The following is a 24,932-nucleotide window of genomic DNA, read 5'->3' as shown; positions in this document are numbered from 1 at the left end:
GCCTCTCGAGCCAATGTCCCTTGACCTCGCGGCCTGACTGGAGCCATCGTTACATGCCCGGAGCCCGCTGCTCGGCAATTTCCACCACATTCGCGACACGACCTCGGAAACGCCGCGTTCCCCGTGCAGTTCCTGTTCCTGCTTGTCGCGACACTGCGGCCGTTGGCAGTGCCGGGCGTTTCAGCGGGATGCTCCAGGGTCCTCTCGGCGCGATGCTGGTCATAGCCGAAATCGGTCAGGACCACGATCTGGGCGATGCTGCTGCATCACACCACTCCAATCGAGATGCGCCGAACAGAAGGTTAGCTAACGCGGTCTGTCGTACGGGTTGAGTTGCGCAGGTGGCCAACCGAACAGGAGATCTCAGCATAGCTTGACGAGATGAAAAGCACGCACTATTCATAATCTCGAACGAGTTCATTATAGTGAACAACAAGCATGAGTGGCCGCGGCGTAGAACGGATTCTTGACCTGATCGAATGGTTCGCTTCCTTTCCGGGGACTGCGACCTTGTCAGAGGTTGCTGCTGCGCTTGGCATGCCCAAGTCTAGTGCCTTGCAGATGCTTCGAACGATGACGGAGCGGGGGTATCTGCAGCGCGACGCAAAAGGCGATTATCTGCTGGTTCGCTTGCCAGGAGACGTAACGGGTGCCGCCGGATACAACGGTGCACTTCTCGCGCTTGCTGCTCCTTTGATTGCCAAGGCTGTCGAGGATGTTTTGGAAAGCGGGTTTCTGGCCGTAATGGAAGGTCGGGACATTCGCTATCTGAACAAGATCCTGCCTGATCGGGAAATCCGCTACGACCGCGACATGACGAAGTCACGACCGGCGCACAAGGTTGCCAGCGGCATTGTCATCCTTGCGGCCTCATCGCCCGAGGTGGTGGACGCTTATGCTGAGGAACTGCCCGCAGAGGAGCGGGAGGCGATGGTAGCGATGATTGAGCGCGCGCGACGGGACGGGTTCTTTTTCAATGCTCAGGGGGTGGTCGAGGGGGCAGCGGGTGTCGCGGCCCCGATCCTCGACGCATCGGGGCGGGTCGTTGGTGCGGTCAACATCTCAGGCCCGCGGGAGCGCATGGCTGCGGCGGCCGATCAGGTCTGCAAGGCAGCCAAGGACACGGCACGTGCCATCACAGAGATGATTGCAAGACGCGCTGTTAGACGAGTTTAAGGGAGGAACTTTATGAGACTTCAACTGACTTTGACCACGGCCCTGATTTTGGGGCTTCCGTTTGCCACCTTCGCCCAAGACGTTCCCAAACACTATCCGGCGGACTATGCCGATGTGATCGAAGCCTCGCGCTCGGAGAAGGGGCTGACGATTTACTCCAATATGGCAGACAACAACTGGGCTCCGATCATCGAGGGCTTTGGGGCCAAATATCCCTGGATCAAGGTGGAGACGATCGATCTTGGCTCCGGCACGGTTCACTCCCGGTGGGAAGCGGAAAAAGGCTCCTCCAGCCGCACTGCGGACATTCTCGTATCGGGCGCGAACGACCGCTGGGCTGCCTATGGCAAGGAAGAGCTCATGGAGCCATACCAATCGCCGGAATTCGAGCATCTGCCTGATTTTGCAAAGCCATATCCAGGAGTTGCCGTTATGTCGGCTGATCCCCTGGTCATCACCTACAACGCGGCGCTTTTGTCCGACGGTCAACGACCCACGGGCCTTGCATCTCTTGTTTCGGCTGCGACAGATGATGCGGGCACCTTTGACGGACGGATTACAACCTACGACGCGGCACGCAATTCTTTCGGGCTCGCCGCATGGTGGAACTACATGGATGTGAAAGGTGAGGAGGGCTGGGACAACCTGCGCAAGATCGGCCCGATGATCCGTGGAGAGACCTCGGGCGGCCCGATGAATGAAAAGATCGCGACTGGTGAATATGTCATGGGTATCGCGGTCTCGGGCATTACGATCTTCCCGAGGCTTGAACAGCCGGGCGGTGAGATCCTTGGCTTTGCCTTTCCCGACGATGGCACGATCATGATGCTGCGCGGCATGGGCATCCCCAAAGGTGCGGCGAACGTGAACTCCGCCAAGCTGTTCATGGATTACGCGCTCTCGACCGAGGGGCAGACGCTGGTGGGCAAGGGCGGGCTCGTTCCCTATCGCGATGACGTGCCCGAGGATCAGGTTCGCTACACCTATCAGGGTATTGCCGATCTGGTGGGAGAAGAGAACCTGATCGTCGCCGGCTTTGATGAACGCCTTATCACCGAGGCAGGGCCCTTCGTCGAAAAATGGAACGCGGCGTTGGCCGGAAACTGATACTGCGGGTGGCCGCGCGCCACCCGACCTTCCGATAGGAACATCCACCGATGACGGACATCAGCGATACCGGCGCCTCGCGGCAGCCGATCGACCGATCGCGCCTGATCTTCTGGGGCGTTGCTGCCCTGACCACGGTGCTGGTCGCCGGGCCGATCGTGCCCATCGTGATACAGGCCTTTCTCGACAAGCCGCTCTATGACAGCTCCGCAGGCTTGACGCTCGGCAACTTCACCCGCCTCGCATCCGAGCCCGGGATGGCGCGTGTCTTCTTCAACACGCTGTATTTTGGCCTGCTGACGATGGTTCTGGCGCAGGTGTTCGGCGCAGTCATGGCTGTGTTGGTCGGGCGCACGAACCTGCCAGGTAGGTCCTGGATGGGCGAGGTATTCATCTGGCCGCTGTTCGTGTCGAACCTGGTGATCGCCTTCGGCTGGTTCACGATGTATGGTCCTTCGGGCTTCATGACCTTGGCAGCCAAAACCTATCTCGGTGCTGCTCCTTGGAATCTTTATACCGTCACGGGCATGGGCATCGTAGCTGGGCTATCCCAGGCGCCGCTGACCTATCTGATGTGTCTTGCCGCGGTGACCAAGGCCGATCCGCAGCTTGAGGACGCGGCGCGCTCGGCCGGGGCAGGGCCCTTCCGTGCGCTCTGGTCTGTAACGATCCCGATGATCCGGCCGGCCGTGATCTACTCCGCCGTTCTGAACTTTGTCGTTGGGATCGAGATGCTGGCTATCCCGCTGCTGTTCGGCGGCCCGTCCGGCATTCAGACGGTGACCACCTTCCTCTATGACAAGGGGATCAACGCGGCAGTGCGTCCGGAATACGGAATCGTCGGCGCAGCTGCGATCCTGCTGCTGATCCTCGTGGCACTGCTGGTCTGGCTGCAGGGATACCTCATGCAGGCATCAGGACGCTTCGTGACGGTTCGGGGCAAGGCGAGCCGGCCATCGATCCTGGATCTGGGCAAATGGCGTTGGCCGGCCTTCGCCTTTGTCTTTGCCTTTATCTTCTTCACCATCCTGTCCGTATTCGGCGGCATCTTCATGCGGTCAGCCGTGACGTTCCTGACGCCGCTGATCCCGTTCTGGAAAGTCCTGACAACGGCGAACTTCGATCTCGTGTTTGAGTCGTCGACCTATGTCCGGTCCATTGTGAACTCGGTCCTCGTGTCCACAATTGGTGCGGCCATCGGCACCTTCTTCATCTGTGTCATCGCGCTTGTGGCGCGGCGGTCGGAGTTCCGCTATCGGCGGCCTCTGGAATACGTGGCGCTGTTCCCGCGGTCACTTCCCGGCATCATTGCCGGCCTCGGCTTCTTCTATGCAGTGATCTGGCTTCCCGGGGCGGACATGATCCGGGGCACGATCCTGGTCCTCATTATCGCCTTCATGGTGCGCTACATTCCAGTCGGTTTCGGTGCGATCGCCCCGGCGCTTGCCCAGATCGGCGAGGAGCTGGACCGCGGCTCCCGCATTTCCGGCGCGGACTGGTGGACAACGGTAACCCGGATCATCATGCCCATCCTGAAGCCTGCATTGTTCAGCTGCTACGCGCTTTTGTTCATTCACTTCTTCAAGGAATACGTGACCGCCGCGTTCCTTTACCAGCCGGGGTCAGAGATCATCGGTACCACCATGCTGCAACTGGTGGCTCAGGGCGATAATGGCCCCGTCTCCGCCCTTGCCACCATCCAAGTCATTATCACGGCGCTGTTTGTCATCATCGCGCGCCGTCTGTTGGGAGCCAAGATCTATGGCTGATCTCGTCCTTGAAAATCTGACGATCAACTATGGGGCCGTGGCAGCGGTCGAGAACCTGAACATCCACGTTCCTTCCGGAGAGTTCCTGACGCTGCTTGGACCTTCTGGCTGCGGCAAGTCCACCACGTTGTTTGCGGTGGCAGGGCTGAACCATGCAACATCGGGCACGATCCGCGTGGGTGACAAGGTCCTATTCGATGGCAAAGCGCGTAACACCGTACCACCGGAACGGCGCAACATCGGGTTGGTGTTTCAGTCCTATGCACTTTGGCCGCACAAGTCCGTGGCCGATAACCTCGCCTTTCCGTTGATCCTGCGGAAGATGGGTAAGGCCGAACGGGACGAGCGCATTCGTGAGGCGCTCGGCCTGGTGGAAATGCTGCCTTATGCCGACCGCTTCCCGTTCGAACTTTCAGGCGGCCAGCAGCAGCGCGTGGCGCTGGCCCGCGCATTGGTCTATCGTCCGCCGCTTCTGCTGCTGGACGAGCCACTTTCCAACCTTGACGCGAAGCTGCGCGAACGCGCCCGGGTGTGGCTGCGTGAACTGCAGGAAAGGCTGAACGTCACCACCATCTATGTCACGCACGACCAGGCCGAGGCATTGGCCGTCTCAGACCGCATTGCGGTGATGAGCATGGGGCGCATGCGGCAGCTCGGCTCGCCACGCGAGATCTATGAGCGGCCGGCTGACAGTTTTGTGGCCGACTTTATCGGCTCCTCGAACTTCCTCGACGCGAAGCTGGTGCAGAACGGTGCCGATGCCGCCCAGGTCCGTTTGGCCGATGGAACGGAGCTGACCACCCCGCCCGGCCGCGCCGCCCAAGACGGATCGGTGGTCGTCGCCGTGCGCCCTGAACGTGTCGAGGTCGTGTCCGAAATGGGGCCCAACTGCATGCGCGTGATGGTCGAGCAAAAGGTCTATCTGGGCTCGGTCTGGCAATATGTCGTGCGGGCCGGTGCCGTGGAATTCCGTATCCAGACGACGTGGGAGATCAACGACCCCAGCGTCATCGTCCGCATTCCGGCCGAACACTGCGCCCTGTTCGCCGAGAAGTTCGTGGGAACCTGAGAAATGATTCATTTCGATCCGACCCTTCGTGGGCCGCTTCATGGGATCAGGGTGATCGACCTGTCCCGTCTGGTGGCAGGCAACATGATGTCGTTGCAACTGGCTGATTTTGGGGCCGATGTCATCAAGGTGGAACCGCCACAAGGCGATCCTCTGCGTGACTGGCGCGACGGAGGGCAGTCGCTGCACTGGAAGACCTATGGACGCAACAAGCGGTCCATCGCGCTGAACCTGCGTGAGGCCGGGGCAATGGCAGTGCTGCGCCGTCTCCTGGAGACGGCCGACGTCTTCATCGAGAATTTCCGGCCGGGTACGTTGGAAGACATGGGACTTGCCCCGGACGTTCTGACAGAGATCAACCCACGCTTGATCACCGTGCGGATCTCTGGCTTCGGACAGACGGGACCCTATGCGAAGCTGCCTGGCTTTGGCACCTTGGTGGAGGCGATGAGCGGTTTTGCCGCTCGGACCGGCTTTGCCGATCGCGAGCCGGTGCTGCCGCCCCTGGCGCTAGCCGATATGATCGCCGGTATCACCGGCGCAAACGCGGCAATGATGGCACTCTTTGCACGGGAACGCGGCGACGCGCAGGGCCAGGTGATAGACCTGTCCCTTCTGGAGCCGATCTTTTCCGTCCTTGGCCCGGAAGCGGCGATCTACAAGACCACCGGCAAGGTCAAGGAACGATCTGGCTCGGCATCCAACACCGTGTCACCGCGCAACGTTTATCGGTGCAGCGACGGCAAGTTCGTGGCGCTGTCGGGATCGACCCAAACCGTTGCAATGCGCATCTTCGATGTGATCGGCCGCCCTGACATGAAGACCGATCCGCGTTTCGCGACCAACGTCGCCCGGGTCTCTCATCGCGACATTGTGGATACTGCGGTTGCGCAATGGTTCCTGACCCGCACACGCGACGAGGCACTGGCTGCGATGCGTGCGGCGGGCGCGACCGTTGGTCCTGTCTATGACATTGCCGATATCTCTGAAGATCCCCATTTCGCGCAGCGGGAGATTGTCGTGGACGTGGAGGATGCGGACCACGGCAGCCTTCCACAGCACAATGTCTTCCCCCGGTTTTCCGCAACAGCAGGAGGTTTCCGACATCCCGCGCCTGCCATTGGCGAGCATACGGCTGAAATCCTCGCCGAGATCGGGATGACCCTATGATCCGATCGCTTCTTTATGTGCCGGGCAACATGCCTCGTTTTCTTGAGAAGGCGGGGCAGCGTGGTGCCGACGTCGTCATCATTGACCTTGAGGATGCCGTGCCGGACGCTGCAAAGACTGCGGCCCGCGACGCGCTTTCGCAAAGCGTGGCCATGATAGGCGGGCGGGTCTTTGTCCGCGTGAACATGAATGAGCGGCTGATGGACGATGCGGTGGCGGCTGTCCGTGCTGGCGCCGAGGCCCTGTATCTTCCGAAGGTGAGCAACGTCGACACGCTGCACCGGCTGGCGGATCATCTTGCACCGCTGGAGCGTGATCGCGCCCCGATCGCGTTCGTCCCCTTGATCGAAGACCCGGAAGGGTTGTTCGAGGCGCGCTCCATAGCCAAAGGCCCCCGAGTTCTTGGGCTCGCGGCCGGTGGGGAGGATCTTGCGACTTCAATGGGAGCAATGCCAACTGCCGAAGTGCTGCGCCTGCCCAAGTTGATGATCCACTACGCGGCCAAGGCGGCGGGGGTCCTGTCTTTTGGTATGTTCCGCAGCACCGTCGACTATTCGGATATCGATGGCTTGCGCAACGCGGCGCGTGAGGCCCGGAGCTTCGGCTTCGATGGCGCAAGCTGCATCCATCCCTCCGTCGTGCCGATCCTGAACGAAGGCTTTGCCCCGACAGAGGACGAAATCGCATGGGCGCGTCGCGTGGTGGACGCCGCCCGCGCCGAAGCCGCGGCCGGGCGGGGCGCCTTCACGCTGGATGGAAAGTTCATAGATGCGCCAATCGTCACACGTGCGGAAAGAGTGCTCGGAAAGGTGCAATCATGAAAACCATCGGCTTTTTGGGCTTTGGCGAAGCTTCCTACAACATTGCCGGCGGATTGCGCGAGGAGGGCTTCGAAGCCATTCACGCTTATGACGCAGCATGGGAGACACCGCCCGCTGCAGCGATGATCGCAGAACGCGCGGCTGAAACTGCTGTCACCCTGCACCCTTCGGCTGAGGCTCTGGTGGCTGCAGTGGACATCGTTATCTGCTCCATCAGTGCCAATGCCGCCGTTCCGGTCGCCCGTCAGGTGGCACCCTTTTTGCGGCATGGGCAGCTATACGTCGATCTGAATTCCGCCGGGCCCGACACGAAGGTGCAGGTCGAAAAGCTGATGCCTGAAGGCGTTATCTTTGTGGATGTGGCAGTCATGGGCACGGTCCCTGGCAATCGTCACAAGGTTCCTATGCTTGCCTCTGGTCCCGGCGCGGCAGCCTTTGCCGAACTGGGAAACAGCTTGGGCATGAAGATCACTGCGCTGGATGGACCAACCGGCAAGGCCTCGGCATCGAAGATGTTCCGGTCCATCTTCATGAAGGGCTATGTCATGCTGCTACTGGAGGCGGTAATCGCAGGGCGTAGCTTCGGGATCGAGGAGGATGTCCTTTCTTCCATAGGCCAATCGCTGAAAACAGATGACTTCCGCCGCACTGCAAGCGACCTGATGTGCCGCGCCATCATACATGCCGAACGGCGAGAACATGAGATGGACGAAGTTGTCGCCACGCTCCGCAGCCTCGGCCTTGATGCCACCATGTCCATTGCTGGCAAGGAAAAGCTGGCCTGGTGCAGTGCCCAGGGGCTACGCGATTACTTCGGTGGCAAGCCTCCTGCCGACTTCCAGCAGATATTTGCAGCACTCCGCTAAGGACTTCCCAATGGCCAATGCAGGCTTTCGTATTTTTACGCGCATCAACCGCCCTGACCCGACGCTGATCGAAAAATTCCGTGGTCTTCCTGTCGCCAACATTGGTGACAGCATGAATCGTGCAGGTCTTCTCGACGCGCGGCTGCGTCGGATCAGCAGGGTCGATCTTCTGGGACCAGCGTTCACGGTCAAGTCACGGGCAGGCGACAACCTGATGCTTCACAAGGCACTGGATATGGCACAGCCAGGAGATGTCATCGTCTTTGATGGCCACGGAGATCTGACCACCGCCATCACTGGGGAACTGATGATGCAAATCGCGGTCGAGAAAAAGCTGGGCGGTGTCATCATCGACGGCGCGATCCGTGATCTGGCGACGCTGCGCGAGTTGCCCCTGCCGATCTATGCAGCCGGCGTCACCCCTGCCGGTCCTTACAAGGACGGTCCTGGCGAGATCAACGTTCCGGTATCTGTTGGCAGTGTGGTCATACATCCCGGCGATATCATCGTTGGGGATGAAGATGGCATTGTCGTCATTCGCCCTGCGGATGCGGAGGTTATTCTGGGCAAAACGCTGAAGAAGCAGGCGGCCGAAGTTGAAAAAATGGCGGCGATCAAGGCCGGAACTGTGGATGTTACGTGGATAGACCGAGAGCTGGAAGCTCGAGGATGCGAGTTCATCCACGATTAGAACCTGAGGCCGATTGTGCTGTGACCTGTCGCCAGTGTGAATGACGCGCTCGCGAAAATCCGGTCAGTGCCAGTGAGTGATGCCGCCGTCGTGGACGGCAATTTGATCGGCGGCATGGCGTTCCCTGCCGCCGATCAACCGCTACTTTCGCCGTCAGGGCGGGCACAATGGACGGCTACGGTGTAGTTCACGGTGTGGGTGGATGAACCGTCATGTGAAGGGATTGCGGATCCGCATTTGCCCTTCAACCAGCAAGCCGTTGTGCATGTCTTCAGACCAGAGAGACTCGCAGCCGGCAATCAGGGCCGCCGCCACGATCATTGAGTCATAAACGGAAAAGCCATAACGTGCCTGCAGAGCAAGCCCCACATCATGGGTGTGCAAGTCCAGATCCCGTACCTGGCACAGCTGGCGGATACCATGCAGGAATTCCTGCGCTTCGTCTTGGCTCATGCGTGCCTTGCGCAAGCAGTTCACCATGGCCTCATTGAGCACTTGGACGCTGATCGTGCCGCCCTGCGCCAGCAGCGCCTCGGCCCGGTCACATTTAGCGCCGTCGTCCAGCAGGTAGAGGATGACATTCGTGTCGAAGAAGCTGCCCGGCATCAGCGGCTGTTCGCCTCATTTCGATCCAGCCGGTCCTTGGCCGCAAGACGGCCCCGAAAGCGGCGCAGTCCTGCCAGGACCTCATCAGGTCGGGGCTGACGCGCCACTGCGAAGCCCTTGGAAGCAGGATGAAGATCAATATGGTCGCCTTCACGCAGGTCAAGTGCCCGGACGAGGTCGGCAGGCAGGCGCACGGCAAGAGAATTACCCCATTTCGCCACTTGCATCTGGAGACTCCTTAATTGATCTACATTGCAACATGTATATCTTTTCATCCTTTTGGGCAAGGGGCAAGGCCGCCAGGAGCCGCCCTCATTTCGGCGTGCAGGAAACACGACCGACGCCGAAGTAGTTATTCCGGCCTGCCGCGAGGGTATGTTCGCGCATGCTCTCCAACCGCTTGGCAATGCCAATGAAGATCAGAGCAGCACCAGCAAGGCGCACACCAAGACAATGGCCAGCAGCTATCGTCTGGCGTGGGGAGTGCGGCCAAAGACCGCCGTGGATCAGCGGCGAAGGGGTGCATCAGTTTCTGGACTTTGAAGAACTGACCCGCGCGGCAAAGGCGGTGGGCTCTAGGGCAAAGGGAACGCCTCGCAGGATTGCTATGTTGGTTTCCCAAACAAAAGGCGTCCGACATGAATACGTTCCTGATCAGCAGCGCCGTGGCGCTCGCTCTGACATCGACACATCTGGCTGCCGACCCGATCCAGACCTGGGGCCCTCTTGCACCCCTGGAAGCCACGTCCATGGAACGTCTCTGGCTGGCCAGAGACAACAACGGCAAGGGGCACGGCAACGGCAAGGCGATGGGGAAGAGCCACGGCAACCGCGGCCCCGACAGGGCCCATGGCCGCAACGAACAGCCCGGGGCAGGGAAGGGGAGGGATCATCCCGCCGGTCGCGCCGGAAAGTCCGATCATGCTGGTGGGCCGAAGCTCAAGACGAACGGCAAGGCTGCCGAGCATGCATCGCATGGACAGGGAAACGGCCGCCGCGGTTTTGCCGCGGCAGAGCGCGAAAAGGTGCTGGGTCGCATCCTGTCGACTCCGGCTCCTGACGGGCGGGACATGAAACGCCTCCTGGCCGCGACGGCGCTTGCAGTGGTCACACCTCAACTGCTCGTCGCCGATATCCCTGACGATGAGCTGATTGCCTACCGCAACTGTCCGCCGGGCCTTGCCAGGAAGGATCCACCTTGCGTTCCGCCCGGCTTAGCCAGGGAAGGTGTGACCTACGAGGAGTGGGCGTCGTATGATGGGGTTGACCACGACAGGATCTGGGTCGAGCGCCGCGATGAATGGCTCAGGTCTGAAGCCCAGCTCGATCCCGACCCTGAACTTCTGCTTTTGCAATCAGACCAGATTGCGACGCTCTTTGACCTTGATCCCGCACCAGATGGTCACCGTTATGCCTTGATAGACGGAATGCCTGTTCTGCTTGACCAGAAGGATTACGACGCGCTGCTCTTGGTGAACCAGATGGCACAGGTGCCCGATCTTCCGGCCGGAGCGCCGATTGCCCCGACAGCAGCCCTGACCCAGGATGAACTGGCCAGCGTTTACCGTCTGCCGCAGCGGGGCGACGATGAGAACTATGCCGTTGTGAACGGGCAAGTCGTGCGGCTGAACGACAGGAACTACGAGCTGCTTCAGATGATCCGCGTGGCGCGGGCCATTCTGTGAACAAGAAAGACCCGCCTGGCAGAGCGGGTCTTCGGTTCTTGCCGTGGTCAACATAAAGGCTAACCATACCCTAGCGGTAAGGCAACCATATCTTTACAACTCACGATTGTGCCGTGCCTGAAGCGCCTGGAGTGGTATTTCTGGTTTTCCAAGGAGAGTTATTTTTCGAGCCGCAGGTCGTATTTACATGAATGCTCCTGGCGCGGGCTCAAGGCGAACAGAAGGTCCGGATCCTGGTGATCGACCTCATGCACCTGAAGGCTGACCGCACTGCGGCAATCCTGCGCGCCGACAAAGCCGCTCGGTTTTGCAGCGGAACCGCGACCACGGCCACGCGTTCATCACCCCGAAGCCCAGTGGCCGGCGGATGCGGTCACAGTTATCTCCCTCTCACTCCTCTGATGCCCGGCGTTCCTGCGCCGGGCTTTCCTTTTCAGCCCCGGCCATGGGGTGTGATCGCGTCTGAGGGGGCTTTGGTGCGGATTTACCATCCGATGGCTGAGACATCGACGCTACGCGAAAGGGTCAGACTGCATCCTTTGTCGAGGTCACGCTCGGGAAGGTTGGCTGGCAGGCAAAAGACAGTCTGATACCATGAAGAACCTCGGCTTCAACAGCCACTTCTTCTGCCTGCTGGGTAAACGCAATGCCTGAGGCGCGAAGTCTTCGCGCCACGGCTTCCAGGTCCGGCACCTGGACGTCGAAGCCGACAAAGGTCGGCGCTGTGCCCGGGCGCACGGTGATTGCGCCCCCGGCCAGGGAAACCTGCGTTGGATCTGCCACCGGCGATCCGGTAAAGGCTGAGAGAAAGCCCGCATGATCCTGGGGACGCGGCGCGGCGATGGTGACGCCCGTTATGGCGGTTGCGCCGTTCGGATGGCGTTGCAAGGCCTTGTTCCAGAAAGCCTCGGGGAAATGCTGCTGGCAGGTGAAGAAGCCAAGGTCGGGTGCCTGGCTGTCGACGCCAAAGGCCAGGCTGAAGGCGACATGCGTGGCGCTGCCATCGGGGCGCCTGCCGGTCCGCTCGAACCGGAAAGGGGCGAAGTCCCCGATGCCCTCTTGCGCGAAGCGCGCGGCATCGGTGCTGCTCAGCACCAGCATCGCCAGTCCTTCGCGCCGCTGCAGGTAATCGCGCACGAAGGCGCCGAAGCTGAAGTGGCCCGGGGCATGCGGCGGGATGTCTGCATCACCGGGAACCGTGATCGGATCGATGAATGACTGCCGGAACTGGATGATCCGGTTCTCGGTTCCCCAGGGATGGCGGTTGCGTGGTCCGACCTGAAAGCCCAACCGGGCGTAAAGATCGGCGGCCCCGTCCAGATCCCGGACAGCAACCACGACATGATCGATGTGCCGCATCGCGGGCTCCTTCAGCGGGCAGGGGTTAGTCTGCCCCGTTCTCAAGGGGCTCCGGCCGCTGTCCTTCAGGCAGGATCTTCATCAGGTGCTCGCGAACTACGTCCGCAGTAAAGGGCTTGCTGATGAAGAGGGCACCGTCTGGCATATCCCCAGGGCCGGGCGGAGGTCCGCCCGAGGCCACAAGGATGCCGATATGCGGCCAGTTCTGCGCACAGTGCCGCGCCAGCTGAAACCCGGTCATCTTGCCCGGCGGCATGCTCACGTCCGTGAAGAGCAGTTGGATGTTCTGACCGAACCTGCCGAGAAGCTCGACGGCCTGCTCTGCCGTCGCAGCGTCGTGGCAGCGAAAGCCCGCCTCCTTCAGGATCTCGCAGGCATCCATGCGGATGAGCGTGTCATCGTCTGCCACGAGGGCATAAGGGCTGTGCCGGTCCATTCCGCCTGATCCTTGCTTGTTCACGGGCAAAAGGACTGCGGACTGGCAGGAGTTCCGGCAATTCACATGTTACTTGACACGCGCAAAAATGCCGGTGACGTCATGGCGATGAGATACATGGCAATCCTTTATCGCAGTGAGGCGCTTACGCCGAAGGGAGGGGCTGCCGAGCGAGATATTCTGGTCACATCGCGACTCAAGAATACGGCAGCGGGTTTGACCGGCTTCCTGCACCGGGAAAGCGACATCTATTACCAGTGGCTCGAGGGTCCGGAGCCTGAGGTCCTGAAAGCCTTCGACAGGATCAGGTCAGACGATCGGCATGGTGGTGTCGAGGTCCTGGACCGGCAGCGGACGGAAACCCGCAGCTTTCCGACTTGGTCGATGGGCTATGGCAACTCGAAGACGACCTCCCTCTTCGATTGGGCGGCCGACCACGATGCACCCCTTCACCTGCCGCGGGCATCCGATATTCTGGCGTTCATGAAGGAATGCGCCGCACGGCTGGAGTGAGATGTCGATTGCGGCCTGGCCTGGGCCGCAGCTGTCAGCGCTTGGGAGCACTGCGAGGCCTTGGGAACCGGCGAGTGCCGTTTACGCTGCCGCGAGCCGCCGTCGTCTGCCTTTTGCCGCACCCACCGCAATCGCTGCGGCAATGTCATGGCAGGCCGTGATCCCCTGCACGAAGGGCCGGTCGTGCATCAGGTAGGGGATGGAGGCCAGCGTCAGCCGCCCGGCATAGCCCGGCACGTCGATCAGGCTGTAATCTTCGGCCACCTCGGGCACCTCTTGGTCAGCTTGCAGCAAGGCCTCGCGGAGAGACGGAAAAGGCATGTCGTTGCTGGTCAGCGCCTTCTGGCCGCGTGCATCGATGAAGACTTCGAACACATGCTCGTCCATTTGCGTCTTGATCTGGGTCCGCGAGGGTTCGCGCTTCAGGTCGTAATCCTCCCCAAGCGCCAGAACCGACAGGACACCGGCATCGCGAAGGGCCAGCAGCCTGCGGATGGATTCGGATGGCACGGCGGCATAGTTGTCGACAAACACCTTCTTGAGGCCCGCATCGAACCGCTCGCGATCAGCCTCGGGAAGTTCCGAGACGATGGCCTCGACCTTCTCGTGCATCCGCAGCAGGGCATAACGCCAGGGAACAGTGACCTTGTCCGCCTTGTTCCGCTCTACCTCCTCGAGGTTCCGGCGCGCCCAACGGAAAGGATCGGCGTCCTCCCTTGCCGCGAAATAGGCGGATGCGAAGCTGTCGGCATCCAGGCCCGCCAGGCCGATCCGCAGCGCGAAGGCTGGATCGGCATGGAGGATCTCGGCCCGGACAAGATCGAAGACCGTGTCAAGCGGGCAGGCCCCTGATGCACAGCGTGCCACGGCCTCGTCGGTCAGGACCGCCAGCGGCTGGTAGGGGATCGGGCAATAGAAGTCTGCCTCGGGCAGGATGCCCGAGCGTGACATGAGGGTGATGTGCAGGCCGGTGTCAGGCGCGATGTCGAAGCGTAGGTCGTTGTCCTTTCGGCGGAACCGTCCATGTTGGTTTGCCACCGCCATGGCGGCGTCGATTGAACTCAGCGAGGTGCCCATGATGCCGACCGGCACCGCAGGGATGGAGGCTTCGATCAGACCCGACCAAGGGCTGGGGTAATAGCTGCGGGTGGCCTCGTCTTCGTCCGGGAAATCATGTCCCGTGGCCAGGATCACCCGATCAAAGGGACCGTGCCACCCCTTGACGGTCTTCACCTGAAGCACCTCCTGGTGCGGCAGGATGTCCAGCACCTCGGTGCTTTCCTGGATGTCGATCTGATGCCCCCCTTCCCGAGCCCTTTCCATAAGCGCCAGGAGCTGAGCGCGATAATACTCGCCCAGAAGAAGCCGGGGAGTGAACTGACGATCGTCGAGATCCTCGGGCTCCAGTCCGAAGGAAACCAGGCGCGCTTCGGGCTGGGCCTGCAGCCAGTCCAGGTAAGGTTCCACCACCGGCGGGATCTCGATGCTGGCGATGTTGGCCAACATGAACTTGCCCGCATGGTCAGGGGAATAGGGCATGCCGATGCCGGCCTTTTCGCCCTTCTCGAACAGCGTGACCGCCAGTTGTCGCCCGGTCGCCAGAAGCTGCTGAAGGCAGTAGATGCCCGTGGGACCCGTGCCGACAATGGCAACCTTCATCATCTTCATCCTCCAGAGCGCTCGCTCGAACGCGATCCTGATGATCCGGTTCCTGAGATGCAAAATCATCGAGCAGGCCCCAAGCCGGTCACCCGTAACAGTCGGATTGAGCCAGCTGGGGGTCCAGGCGGTGATCAGGCCTAGCCGCTCGGCTCGCAACAGCAGCGACCACGGACGACGGATACCACTTCGCACAGCCGCGCAGGGTGCGTTCGCGCATGTGCTCCAGCCGCTTGGCAATACCCGCCAGCGTCCGGTCGGGATCGGCATGGCGCATCCCGGCGATGATGGCCAGCAGCCGGTCATCCGCCGTGCGGCGCGGAGCGCGGTCCAGCACGGTGATTGGCAAAAGCCCGTTGCGGACATGGCAGCGCGCTTCAGCCGCTCGACCATCCAGGATTGGCCCGAGCGCGTGCCCAGAAGCCGGGTCAGGTCGTCCCAGGCCATTCCGGACCGGTGCCGGCGCACCAGAGGCAGCCAGGTGCCGGCCGTGGCTTCGAGCTTCTGGAAGGAGGTCTCGTCCCGGGCGGCGCTCAGCTTGCGAAACACCAAGCTGATACAGCGAGATGACGGGCACGTGACGAAACTGCTCCTGTGCGGAAGCGTTAATTTTCGAACGTCAAAAGAAAGGACCTCCCTATGGGTGAACTGACCGACAAGGCGAAAGCTGCAGGCAACAAGATCGCGGGCAGCATCAAGGACGGTATTGGCGAAGCTACGAACAATCCTCGCCTTGAAGCGGAAGGCGAAGCCCAGAAAGCCAAGGGCACTGCCCAGGATGTTTCTGGCACCATTAAGGGCAAACTAGGTGACGAAATCTGATCGCGCCACATTCGTTTGAGAGAAGGCCCGCAGGACGCGGGCCTTCTCTATGGGGGGAATGTCTGTCAATCACTTCTGATGTGCCAGTGGCGGCTTTGCGGACCTAGCTGCCGTTCGCTAGTTCAACCTCACCCTGGTCAGCTTTTCAGGATTCCGGGTAACGTAGATACTGGTAATCTGCCCGGCGGCCACGTCCAGAGCAGTAGTTTGAAGTTCGCCTCCGATGCGCCAGACGAATCCCGGCAGGCCATCGATCATGGCGAAGTGCAGATATTCCATTTTATCTCCCCTCTTGCGCGACAGGCTTTGAAACATCCGCATCAGCTTTGCAGCCCCCTCTATGATGTTCAGCACATTGTAGATGTTGCCCCCGCCATCGGAGTGCAGCGTCGCGCCTTCCGCCAGTAGGCTGGAGAGAGCAGTGGCATCCCCGGTCTTGCAGGCGTCGAAGAAAGCCCGGGCCAACTTTTCGCCGGCCTCGCGCGGCACCGCGTAGCGCGGGCGATCGACATGAACATGCGCCCGTGCGCGGACCGCCAGTTGCCGTGCTGCTGCGGGAGAGCGGTCGATCGCCTCGGCGACTTCATCAAGTGACTGGCCAAAGACGTCATGCAAGAGGAAGGCTGCCCGTTCCAGCGGTGACAGACGCTCGAGGGCCATCATCAACGTGAGTGTGAGATTGTCCGGGCGCAGGTCATCGCTCTCCTCCTCCATGAGGGGCTCGGGCAACCAGGGACCAGGATAGATCTCGCGACGGCTGCGCGCTGATTTCATATGGTCGAGGCAAAGACGTGTGACGACCCGCCTCAGCCATGCGGCAGGCTCCCTGATGGATGAGTGCTCAATGCCCTGCCAGCGCACCCAAGCCTCTTGCACCGTGTCCTCAGCTTCTGCGTGAGAGCCAAGCATCCGATAGGCAAGACGCAGCAACAGGCGCCGCTGCATCTCGAAGATTTCCGTTACTCCATCAGGCAGCATGAGCCCGCTCGACAGGTAGCTCAAGGCTGTGCATCGCCCGAAAAGCAATCTGGGTCCGGTTCCACAAATTGATCGCACCGATGGCGAAGGTCAGGAAAGCTACCTCATCCTTATCGAAGACGGTAGAGACTTCCTCCCAGACATCATCCGGGGCATGGGTCTCGGCCACAAGCGTCAGCGCCTCGGTCCAGGCCAGTGCGGCGCGCTCGCGCGGCGTGAAGAGCGTGCTGTCATGCCAGCCCGCAACCATGTGAAGACGGAGATGGGTTTCGCCATTCTTCAGGGCATCTGCGGCATGGATCTGGATGCAGAAGGCACAACCATTGATCTGGCTGGCCCGCAACTTAACCAGGTGCAGCAAGGAATGCTCCAGCGGCCCCTTCAGCAACTCGGTCTCGAAGGTCACCAGCCCCTGAAAGGCACCGCCAATGCGTTTGAAGTGATCAGTCATGCGGGGTGTCATCGCTATCTCCTTTTGAAGCTGACACCCATATGACGAACTGGGAAAGGCCGGTGTGACATGCACCGGAAAAAATTCCAGCGTCCGCATTGAGCTCTCTGCGTTGATGCAGCCTACGCCCTGAAACGCAGCTTCGCGGACGATGCGGCCGGTCACATGATAGACGTCCTGCCGAAAGCGAGGTGAGATGCAGTCTCTGCCGGAAAACATCGAACAGGTATCAGCGGTGTTGGCAGACCTGCGCAACATACTCGGGGACAGCCTTCTTGCGGTCTATCTGCACGGATCGGCGGTTTCGGGTGGGCTGCGGCCCCAGAGTGATATCGATCTGCTGGCTGTTGTGGATCGCGGCCTTGTCGGCAACGAGCGAGCCGCACTTCTTTCGTCGCTGCTCCGGCTTTCCGGCTGCCACCCGCCAGTGCCTGGTGCACCGCGCTGTTTGGAATTGGTGGTTTTTACACGGCATGATCTTGCCGGCCACCAGTTCCCCGCACGGGCCGAGTTCGTCTATGGCGAGTGGTTGCGGGCCGCCTTTGAGGCAGGCGAGATGCCAATGCCAACAGAGGACCCGGAATTTACACTGGTTCTTGCTCAGGCTCGACAGGAGGCCCGAACCCTGTTCGGACCTGACAAGAATATTTTCTTGCCAGAAGTTTCTGAAACAGCTGTCCGGGCCGCCATGCGCGAGCTGCTCCCATCCTTGCTGAATGGTTTGCAGGACGACACTCGGAATGTCCTACTGACACTTGCGAGGATGTGGCGCACCGCCAGCAGCGGCGCGTTCGTGAGCAAGGATGAAGCGGCGCTGTGGGCAATCCCGAGACTCACCAAAGACAATGCCCTGACGCTGGCACATGCGCGGCGGGCTTACCTCGGCGAAGTTGCTGATGATTGGCGTGGGCGTTGGGATGCAGCGCGGCGGTTGGCCGACCAGCTGGCGCTAAACGTCACAAAGGCAATGGCCGCTTAAGGCTCTCCACGACGCCGCCACCTTGGCGCAGGACGGCAGCGACGCGGACAAAGCTGCCGTTAGCTGCGTTGCCGCATTACCGAACTATCCTGAAACTCCTTGACCAAAGTTGATCAATATCTCATCATTCATTGAGGAGTTGATTCGATGAACGAGACTCAAGCTCTGGCCGCCTTTGCGGCCATGTCCCAGGAAACGCGGCTGCGCGTGGTGCGGCTGCTGGTTGAGGCGGGGCCGGACGGCATGGCCGCAGGGGCAATCGGCGAAGCGCTCGGCGGCGCGACGACCTCTCGCCTGTCCTTTCACCTGACCCATCTCGAACATGCCGGGCTGATCCAGTCCCGTCGCGACGGGCGCTACATCATCTACAGCGCTGTCTATTCCGCCTTGGCCGGTCTGGTCGGCTTTCTCTTGAAGGATTGCTGTCAGGGCCATCCCGAGATCTGTGCCCCTGCTGTCGAGGCGCTGACCTGTGCCTGCGGCTGCAACCCCACCCTGACCGAAAGCGCCTGACCTATGGATGTCGTCATCTACCACAACCCGGACTGCGGAACGTCGCGCAATACGCTGGCGATGATCCGCAATGCCGGCATTGAGCCGCATGTCATCGAATATCTGAAATGCCCACCGTCGCGCGCCATGCTGGGGCAAATGATCGCCCGCATGGGGATCACGCCGCGCGATCTGCTGCGCGAAAAGGGCACGCCCTATGGCGAACTCGGCCTGGACGACCCCTCCCTGTCCGATGAGGCGCTGCTCGACGCGATGATGGCGCACCCGATCCTGATCAACAGGCCCATCGTGGTCAGCCCCAAGGGCGTGCGGCTCTGCCGTCCTTCGGAGCAGGTGCTCGATCTGCTGCCGCCCCAGAAATCTGCCTTCAGCAAGGAAGACGGTGAACAGATCGTGGATGCCCAGGGCAACTGCACCCGCTCCGCCTGAACAAAGGATATTTGCAATGACCTTTCCGCATCCGGCGAGCCGGCTTTCCTTTCTCGACCGCTACCTGACGCTCTGGATCTTTGCGGCCATGGCGCTTGGCATCGCGCTCGGGACGATCTTCACCGGCCTGCCGGATGTCTTGAATGCCATGTCGGTCGGATCGACCAACATCCCGATCGCCATTGGTTTGATCCTGATGATGTATCCGCCGCTTGCGAAGGTGCGCTACGAGGAACTGCACCAGGTCTTTGCCGACAAGCGGGTTCTGGTGCTGTCACTGGTGCAGAACTGGATCATCGGGCCAGTGCTGATGTTCGCCCTGGCCGTGATCTTTCTGCGCGATCAACCCGAATACATGACGGGCCTGATCCTGATCGGCCTCGCCCGCTGCATCGCCATGGTGCTGGTCTGGAACCAGCTCGCACGCGGCGACAACCAGTATGTCGCGGGACTCGTGGCCTTCAACTCGATCTTCCAGATCCTGTTCTTCTCCACCTATGCCTGGCTATTCCTGACCGTGCTGCCGCCGCTTTTTGGCCTCGAGAGCAGCGTCATCGACGTGGGCTTCTGGACCGTGACTGAGGCCGTGCTGATCTATCTGGGCCTGCCCTTTGTTGCGGGCTTCCTGACCCGGCGCACCCTGATTGCCCGGAAGGGGGCGAATTGGTATCAGAACGTGTTCCTGCCGAAGATCAGCCCGATAACGCTGGTGGCGCTGCTCTTCACCATCGTCGCGATGTTCAGCCTCAAGGGCGGGGACGTGCTGCGCCTGCCGCTGGATGTGGTGCGGATCGCCATTCCGCTGGTGCTCTATTTCGCCATCCAGTTCCTGCTGAGCTTCGCCATGGGCCGGCTGATCGCCAAGGACTACCCGCGCACCACGGCCATCGCCTTTACGGCCGCCGGCAACAACTTCGAGTTGGCGATTGCCGTGGCCATTGCGGCCTATGGCCTGGCCTCGCCTGTGGCCTTCGCAGCCGTGATCGGCCCGCTGGTCGAGGTGCCGGTGCTGATCCTGCTGGTGAATGTCGCCCTGCGGCTGGGCAGCCGCTGGTTTTCCGATGCCGCCCTGCACAATGAGGCCCGCGCATGATTGCCGACTTGCCGAACCTGTCGCCCGACGCCATCCGCCAGCCAAGGCTGCCTCTGGTGCCGCGCGCAAGCCACCCTCCGCGCATCCTGCTGCTCTATGGCTCACTGCGCGAACGCTCCTACAGCCGCTTCGCCACGCTGGAGGCCGAGCGCCTGCTGCGTCACTTCGGCTGCGAGACACGTGTCTTCCATGCCAACGGTCTGCCGCTGCCCGACGACGCCGAGGCCTCGCACCCGAAGGTGCAGGAGTTGCGCGAGCTGTGCCTCTGGTCCGAAGGCCAGGTCTGGACCAGTCCCGAGCGGCATGGGGCCATGACCGGTGTGATGAAATCCCAGATCGACTGGATCCCGCTCTCGATGGGGGCGATCCGGCCAACCCAAGGCCGCACTCTGGCGCTGATGCAGGTGTCTGGAGGCTCGCAGTCCTTCAACGCCGTAAACCAGATGCGCGTCCTGGGCCGCTGGATGCGTATGATTACGATCCCGAACCAGTCCTCAGTCGCCAAGGCCTATGACGAGTTCGACGAGGCCGGGCGGATGCGGCCGTCGAGCTATTACGACCGCATTGTCGATGTGATGGAAGAGCTGGTGAAGTTCACGCTGCTGACCCGCGACCTCTCAGGCTTCCTGACCGACCGCTACAGCGAACGGAAGGAAACGGCGGCAAAGCTGGAAGCCCGAGTGAGCTTGAAAGCCGCCACCTGATGAGCGCCATCCGCCGCTGGCAGGTCGTCTCAAGTCTGGGCATCGTCCAGATCCTGGCCTGGGGCAGCAGCTATTATCTGATGGCGGTGCTGGCAAAGCCGATTGTCACCGATACAGGCTGGCCCTTGCCGTGGGTGGTGGGGGCTGTCTCGGCAGCGCTTGCCTGCGCGGGAGTGGCGTCCCCCTTTGTCGGTCGCATGATCGCGGACCATGGCGGGCGTCCTGTTCTTGCGGCGGGCTGCACGCTACTCGTCGTTGGTCTCCTGATTTGCGCGGCCGCGCCTCATCTTCCCGGTTTCTACTTCGGCTGGTGCGTCATCGGCCTCGGCATGAGTGCCGGACTTTACGATCCTGCCTTTGCGACGCTCGGTCGGCTCTACAAGGAACAGGCCCGAAGCGCGATCACCGCACTGACCCTCTGGGGTGGATTTGCGAGCACCGTCAGCTGGCCACTTTCAACGTGGCTGCTTGGGCAGTTCGACTGGCGCGGAACGGTTGCAGCCTATGCGGTTCTGCATCTGCTGGTCAGCCTGCCGCTGATCCTGTGCTTGGTTCCCAAGGAGCCCCGGGCTCCTGTCAAAGCAGGTCGCGAGGCCCAGGAGGGCATGCATCTGGCCGGAGCAGAGCAACGGGCCTTCATGATCATGGCGGCCATCCTCGTCACCTCCGGCCTGGCTGTCACCATGGTCTCGGTGCATCTGCTGACCTTGCTGCAGGCGCAGGGGTTATCGCTCACCAAGGCTGTGGCAATCGGGTCGTTGTTCGGACCAGCCCAGGTCGTGGCACGCATGGTCGAGATGGCAGGACGGGGTCGTCATCACCCGATCTGGTCCCTGCTCTTTGCTTGCAGCAACGTGGCGGCTGGTCTGATCCTGCTGGCGCTCGATCTTCAGCTGCCCGCCTTGGCTATGATCCTCTATGGCGCGGGGAATGGCGTCTTCTCGATCGCGCGCGGGGCATTGCCCTTGGCGCTGTTCGGCCCGGATCGATACCCGACCTTGATGGGCCGATTGGCGCGTCCCGCGTTGCTGGCACAGGCTGGGGCGCCAGTGCTTGGTGGAGCGCTGCTGAGTGTGCTCGGACCGGACGGGACGCTCGCCGTCATTGCCGCACTCGGGCTGATCAATTTCGCCTTGGCGATCATGCTCTGGAGAGTCTGTTTCACGGGTTGGAGAGGCGCGGCCGGTTGAGCATACGCTGCGGCTGCAAAGTGGGTTGCCATGCTGCACACGGCCTGGCCGTCCGCAATGGCTCAAACCGACCTTCCGCCTGATCCATACGCTGTTTCTGGTTTCCCCACTATTTCACTGCTTGTGGCAGGCGATCGCGGCGGTCCTGGTTCTCTACCTGAAATGGCGCCCCCTGGCAGCGTCTCCTGAATACATGTCCGGCCTTGAGTTGCCGGAATAAACGCTGACCACGGCGACGGGTAGGGCGGCCTCAACTCATTCCCTCTGTCTTCTTAGCCGCCGGTGCGGCAAGTCTTCGAGACGAAAACAAAACTGAATGATATGAAGAAACGGTCGTTTAAATTCGATTATAAAAACGCTCGTGTCTGGTCGAGATGCTTAAGCACAAGCCTTTCGATCAGCAGATCGAAGGCAGAGGTGTTTCAAAGAAGGGCAGGGCAGGGAGATTCAGAAACCTGGGGCTATGACTTTGCTCTACATATCTGTGATCCGCACTACTGTCATTTAGAGCGTGTAAGCAGGCAAGACACCTAGCAGATGTTGAACACAAACCATTTCCGAGATCAGGATGACCTGGGCATATTTTTGCGCGGTTCGGTTCAAGCTGGCCAAATTTAGAGACATGTGCGCCAGGTCGAGCGGCAAGGTTCTCCTAGACCAGGCCTGACGCGCTAAAGCATCCGATTGAGGTCCGTGGGGCGGTTGTCGAGGATCTGCTCCATTGAGAAGAGGCCCGTCACCTTGTCGAATTCAAAGCCGTCGATCAGTTTCTGGTAGAAGCGGTCGTAGCCTGCCATGCCTGGCGTGACGATCTTCAGAAGGTAGTCCCATTCGCCCCCGATGCGGTTGAAGTCGATCACCTCGGGCAGGCTTTGCACGTGGCGCGAGAAACGGTCGATCCACTCGCGGGAATGATGCCGGGTGCGGATCATCACGAAGACTGTCAGGTCCAGTCCCAGTGCCGCCACGTCTACGCGGGCCTGTGAGCCCGCCAGAATGCCCGCTGCCTGCAAGGCCTGGATGCGCCGCCAACAAGCGTTCTGCGAGAGTCCGACCCGTTCAGCGACCTGGCGCTGCGACAACGAAGAGTCACGCTGCAGGGCAGTTAGGATGCGGAGGTCAATCACATCAAAATTCTTCATTCCACCGTTCATATGATCGAACCATAGCCTCATCCAGCACAAATTGAGAGAAGTTGATCGTCGCACGTTGGTCTATCTTCGCGCTAGCTGAAGGAGACCTGCCATGACCCTTAACCCGTTCGCCCCATTCCTTGCCGAACTCGCTGCTGCCGATCCCATCGGTGCCCTGCGTGACGGGCTGATCGGCGAGGGAGCAATGATCGAGGGGGTCTTTGGTCCAAAGCCGCTGATCTATGCTGATTACACCGCCTCGGGCCGCGCGCTGCGGCAGATCGAGGCCTTTGTGATGGACCATGTCTTGCCCTACTACGCAAACAGCCATACCGAAGCATCGTTTTGCGGCGCCCGGATGACGGGGATGCGGCGCGCGGCGCGGGCAGTCATCGCGCGGGCTTGCGGCGCGGGGCCGGATTACGCGGTCATCTTTTGCGGGGCAGGGGCCACGGCGGGGGTGAACCGGCTGGTCACGCTCTTCGGGGCGGGTCCTGGCACACGGGTGATCCTGGGACCATATGAGCATCACTCGAACCTTCTGCCCTGGCGCGAAAGCGGCGCCGAGGTGATTGAACTGGACGAGGATCCCGCGGGCGGTCCCGACCGTGTCGCCTTGGCCGAGGCCTTGGCGGGCGCGGCCAACCAGCCGATCATCTGTTCTTTCTCGGCCGCGTCGAACATCACCGGTGAACTAGCCGATGTTGCCGCCCTGACGGGGCAGGCGAAGGCCGCCGGGGCGCGCATCGTCTGGGACTATGCCGGGGGCGGGCCCTATCTGCCGATCCGCATGTCCCTGGCACCCGGCGCTGATCTGGACGCCGTGGTCGTCTCGCCGCACAAGTTCGTGGGCGGTCCCGGCGCATCGGGCGTGATGATCCTGCGCCGCGATGCGGTGGTGACCGACCGGCCCAGCTGGCCCGGCGGCGGGACCGTTCGCTTCGTGTCTCCGGGAAGGCACGACTACAGCCAGCAGATCGAAGCGCGCGAGGAGGCAGGCACGCCCAACGTCATCGGCGACTTGCGCGCGGCTCTTGCCTTCCTGGTCAAGGACAGCATTGGCACCGACTTCATGGCCGAACGCGGCGCCGCCGTGATGCGCCGTGCGCAGGACGCGTGGTCCCGTCAGCCGCGGATCGAGCTTCTCGGCTCCACCAGCCGACCGCGGCTGCCGATCTTCTCGTTCCGGATCCGCGATGGGCAGAGCGGGCATGTGCATCACCAGTTGATCACTCGGCTTCTATCGGATCGCTACGGCATCCAAGCCCGGGGCGGCTGCGCCTGCGCCGGACCCTATGTCCATCACCTGCTGGGGATCGACGAGGTAGCGTCGGACCGGATGCGCCAAGCGATCCTGTCGGGCAACGAGATCGAGAAGCCGGGCTTCGTCCGTCTTAACCTGTCTCCCCTGATGAGCGACCGCAAGGTGCAGGTGGTGCTGGACAGTGTCACCGAGCTGTCGCGCGATGCCCCCGACCTTGAGCGACACTATCGTTGTGATCCGATAAACGCGATCTTCGCGCCCGTCGCGGACATGGCGCTTGCTTGAAGATGTCAAAGGTTTGAGGGTTCCAATCAATCGTGGTCGCCAAATAAGATTGTCGGGCGGTCAGCGCTCTTCGTGCCGCTCCCAACTTCCCGGAGTTGTCGCTGAAGCACACAAATCGCGGTCCAGCCAAACAGCCCGCGTCAGGCTGGTCTTGTTCCCGATAG

General features: G+C 61.3%; 27 protein-coding genes. 18 read left to right on the top strand and 9 right to left on the bottom strand.

Going from position 1 to position 24,932, the window contains the following annotated elements:
* Positions 1-438 precede the first annotated feature (438 nt).
* The 8 genes from IEX25_RS15300 to IEX25_RS15265 are packed head-to-tail and all read left to right on the top strand — an operon-like array spanning position 439 to position 8,669.
* Positions 439-1,176: an IclR family transcriptional regulator gene (locus IEX25_RS15300; protein ID WP_188716099.1), complete on the top strand. Its 738-nt coding sequence runs from the start codon at positions 439-441 to the stop codon at positions 1,174-1,176.
* A 12-nt stretch (positions 1,177-1,188) separates the two neighbouring features.
* A complete protein-coding gene (locus IEX25_RS15295) occupies positions 1,189-2,283 on the top strand; it encodes an ABC transporter substrate-binding protein (RefSeq protein ID WP_188716097.1) in 1,095 nt (364 codons plus the stop codon).
* A gap of 50 nt (positions 2,284-2,333) precedes the next feature.
* The gene (locus IEX25_RS15290) at positions 2,334-4,052 is read left to right on the top strand and encodes an ABC transporter permease (protein WP_188716095.1); all 1,719 of its coding nucleotides are present in this window, start codon (positions 2,334-2,336) and stop codon (positions 4,050-4,052) included.
* Positions 4,045-5,121, top strand: coding sequence for an ABC transporter ATP-binding protein (locus IEX25_RS15285; RefSeq protein ID WP_188716093.1), 1,077 nt, complete (start codon positions 4,045-4,047; stop codon positions 5,119-5,121). Before IEX25_RS15290 ends, IEX25_RS15285 begins: the two co-directional genes overlap by 8 nt.
* A gap of 3 nt (positions 5,122-5,124) precedes the next feature.
* Positions 5,125-6,291, top strand: coding sequence for a CaiB/BaiF CoA transferase family protein (locus IEX25_RS15280; RefSeq protein WP_188716091.1), 1,167 nt, complete (start codon positions 5,125-5,127; stop codon positions 6,289-6,291).
* Positions 6,288-7,112 carry an HpcH/HpaI aldolase/citrate lyase family protein gene (locus IEX25_RS15275; RefSeq protein WP_188716089.1) on the top strand — a complete coding sequence of 275 codons (825 nt, stop codon included), beginning with the start codon at positions 6,288-6,290 and terminating at the stop codon, positions 7,110-7,112. Before IEX25_RS15280 ends, IEX25_RS15275 begins: the two co-directional genes overlap by 4 nt.
* A complete protein-coding gene (locus IEX25_RS15270) occupies positions 7,109-7,978 on the top strand; it encodes an NAD(P)-dependent oxidoreductase (protein ID WP_188716087.1) in 870 nt (289 codons plus the stop codon). Before IEX25_RS15275 ends, IEX25_RS15270 begins: the two co-directional genes overlap by 4 nt.
* A 10-nt stretch (positions 7,979-7,988) precedes the next feature.
* Entirely contained in the window at positions 7,989-8,669 is a 681-nt protein-coding gene (locus tag IEX25_RS15265) for an RraA family protein (protein ID WP_188716085.1), read from the top strand.
* Between the two features lie 210 nt (positions 8,670-8,879).
* Here the strand turns inward: IEX25_RS15265 and IEX25_RS15260 are convergent, their stop codons facing one another.
* The gene (locus tag IEX25_RS15260) at positions 8,880-9,275 is read right to left on the bottom strand and encodes a PIN domain-containing protein (RefSeq protein WP_188716084.1); all 396 of its coding nucleotides are present in this window, start codon (positions 9,273-9,275) and stop codon (positions 8,880-8,882) included.
* The gene (locus IEX25_RS15255) at positions 9,275-9,502 is read right to left on the bottom strand and encodes an AbrB/MazE/SpoVT family DNA-binding domain-containing protein (RefSeq protein ID WP_188716081.1); all 228 of its coding nucleotides are present in this window, start codon (positions 9,500-9,502) and stop codon (positions 9,275-9,277) included. Before IEX25_RS15255 ends, IEX25_RS15260 begins: the two co-directional genes overlap by 1 nt.
* Positions 9,503-9,913: 411 nt before the next feature.
* Between IEX25_RS15255 and IEX25_RS15250 the strand changes: the two genes are divergently transcribed.
* Positions 9,914-10,960: a hypothetical protein gene (locus IEX25_RS15250; protein WP_188716079.1), complete on the top strand. Its 1,047-nt coding sequence runs from the start codon at positions 9,914-9,916 to the stop codon at positions 10,958-10,960.
* A gap of 525 nt (positions 10,961-11,485) precedes the next feature.
* On the opposite strand, the gene IEX25_RS15245 is transcribed toward IEX25_RS15250, so the two are convergent.
* A complete protein-coding gene (locus tag IEX25_RS15245; RefSeq protein WP_188716077.1) occupies positions 11,486-12,319 on the bottom strand; it encodes a VOC family protein in 834 nt (277 codons plus the stop codon).
* A gap of 25 nt (positions 12,320-12,344) precedes the next feature.
* Positions 12,345-12,755 (bottom strand): response regulator, encoded by a 411-nt coding sequence (locus tag IEX25_RS15240; RefSeq protein ID WP_188716076.1) that lies wholly within the window; start codon positions 12,753-12,755, stop codon positions 12,345-12,347.
* 66 nt (positions 12,756-12,821) lie between these two features.
* Between IEX25_RS15240 and IEX25_RS15235 the strand changes: the two genes are divergently transcribed.
* Complete coding sequence (locus tag IEX25_RS15235) at positions 12,822-13,268, top strand: BLUF domain-containing protein (protein ID WP_188716074.1); 447 nt, start codon at positions 12,822-12,824, stop codon at positions 13,266-13,268.
* Positions 13,269-13,349: 81 nt separating this feature from the next.
* Here the strand turns inward: IEX25_RS15235 and IEX25_RS15230 are convergent, their stop codons facing one another.
* Positions 13,350-14,927, bottom strand: coding sequence for an FAD/NAD(P)-binding protein (locus tag IEX25_RS15230; protein ID WP_229665290.1), 1,578 nt, complete (start codon positions 14,925-14,927; stop codon positions 13,350-13,352).
* Positions 14,928-15,015: 88 nt separating this feature from the next.
* The gene (locus IEX25_RS15225; protein WP_188716070.1) at positions 15,016-15,264 is read right to left on the bottom strand and encodes a hypothetical protein; all 249 of its coding nucleotides are present in this window, start codon (positions 15,262-15,264) and stop codon (positions 15,016-15,018) included.
* Between the two features lie 302 nt (positions 15,265-15,566).
* Here IEX25_RS15225 and IEX25_RS15220 point away from each other — a divergent pair, with 302 nt between their 5' ends.
* Entirely contained in the window at positions 15,567-15,749 is a 183-nt protein-coding gene (locus tag IEX25_RS15220; protein ID WP_188716067.1) for a CsbD family protein, read from the top strand.
* Between the two features lie 117 nt (positions 15,750-15,866).
* Here the strand turns inward: IEX25_RS15220 and IEX25_RS15215 are convergent, their stop codons facing one another.
* Positions 15,867-16,751 (bottom strand): sigma-70 family RNA polymerase sigma factor, encoded by an 885-nt coding sequence (locus IEX25_RS15215; RefSeq protein WP_229665289.1) that lies wholly within the window; start codon positions 16,749-16,751, stop codon positions 15,867-15,869.
* A complete protein-coding gene (locus IEX25_RS15210; RefSeq protein ID WP_229665287.1) occupies positions 16,717-17,343 on the bottom strand; it encodes a carboxymuconolactone decarboxylase family protein in 627 nt (208 codons plus the stop codon). Before IEX25_RS15210 ends, IEX25_RS15215 begins: the two co-directional genes overlap by 35 nt.
* 31 nt (positions 17,344-17,374) lie before the next feature.
* Between IEX25_RS15210 and IEX25_RS15205 the strand changes: the two genes are divergently transcribed.
* From IEX25_RS15205 to IEX25_RS15180, 6 genes are all read left to right on the top strand, one after another.
* The gene (locus tag IEX25_RS15205; protein WP_188716066.1) at positions 17,375-18,157 is read left to right on the top strand and encodes an aminoglycoside adenylyltransferase domain-containing protein; all 783 of its coding nucleotides are present in this window, start codon (positions 17,375-17,377) and stop codon (positions 18,155-18,157) included.
* Between the two features lie 147 nt (positions 18,158-18,304).
* Positions 18,305-18,670: an ArsR/SmtB family transcription factor gene (locus IEX25_RS15200; protein WP_188716065.1), complete on the top strand. Its 366-nt coding sequence runs from the start codon at positions 18,305-18,307 to the stop codon at positions 18,668-18,670.
* A gap of 3 nt (positions 18,671-18,673) precedes the next feature.
* Positions 18,674-19,099 carry an arsenate reductase (glutaredoxin) gene (gene arsC / locus IEX25_RS15195; protein WP_188716064.1) on the top strand — a complete coding sequence of 142 codons (426 nt, stop codon included), beginning with the start codon at positions 18,674-18,676 and terminating at the stop codon, positions 19,097-19,099.
* Positions 19,100-19,115: 16 nt separating this feature from the next.
* Positions 19,116-20,192: an ACR3 family arsenite efflux transporter gene (arsB, locus tag IEX25_RS15190; protein WP_188716063.1), complete on the top strand. Its 1,077-nt coding sequence runs from the start codon at positions 19,116-19,118 to the stop codon at positions 20,190-20,192.
* Complete coding sequence (gene arsH / locus IEX25_RS15185; protein ID WP_188716062.1) at positions 20,189-20,896, top strand: arsenical resistance protein ArsH; 708 nt, start codon at positions 20,189-20,191, stop codon at positions 20,894-20,896. The genes arsB and arsH overlap by 4 nt, the downstream gene beginning before the upstream one ends.
* Positions 20,896-22,086, top strand: a complete 1,191-nt coding sequence (locus tag IEX25_RS15180; RefSeq protein WP_188716061.1) for an MFS transporter — start codon at positions 20,896-20,898, stop codon at positions 22,084-22,086. Before arsH ends, IEX25_RS15180 begins: the two co-directional genes overlap by 1 nt.
* Positions 22,087-22,757: 671 nt before the next feature.
* Here the strand turns inward: IEX25_RS15180 and IEX25_RS15175 are convergent.
* A complete protein-coding gene (locus tag IEX25_RS15175) occupies positions 22,758-23,228 on the bottom strand; it encodes an Lrp/AsnC family transcriptional regulator (protein WP_229665286.1) in 471 nt (156 codons plus the stop codon).
* A gap of 103 nt (positions 23,229-23,331) precedes the next feature.
* Between IEX25_RS15175 and IEX25_RS15170 the strand changes: the two genes are divergently transcribed.
* Positions 23,332-24,768: an aminotransferase class V-fold PLP-dependent enzyme gene (locus tag IEX25_RS15170; RefSeq protein ID WP_188716057.1), complete on the top strand. Its 1,437-nt coding sequence runs from the start codon at positions 23,332-23,334 to the stop codon at positions 24,766-24,768.
* Positions 24,769-24,932 lie beyond the last annotated feature (164 nt).

Origin of the sequence: Paracoccus acridae (assembly GCF_014642735.1) — a bacterium.
Lineage (GTDB): Bacteria > Pseudomonadota > Alphaproteobacteria > Rhodobacterales > Rhodobacteraceae > Paracoccus > Paracoccus acridae.
This window is presented reverse-complemented; position numbering and strand designations above follow the sequence as displayed.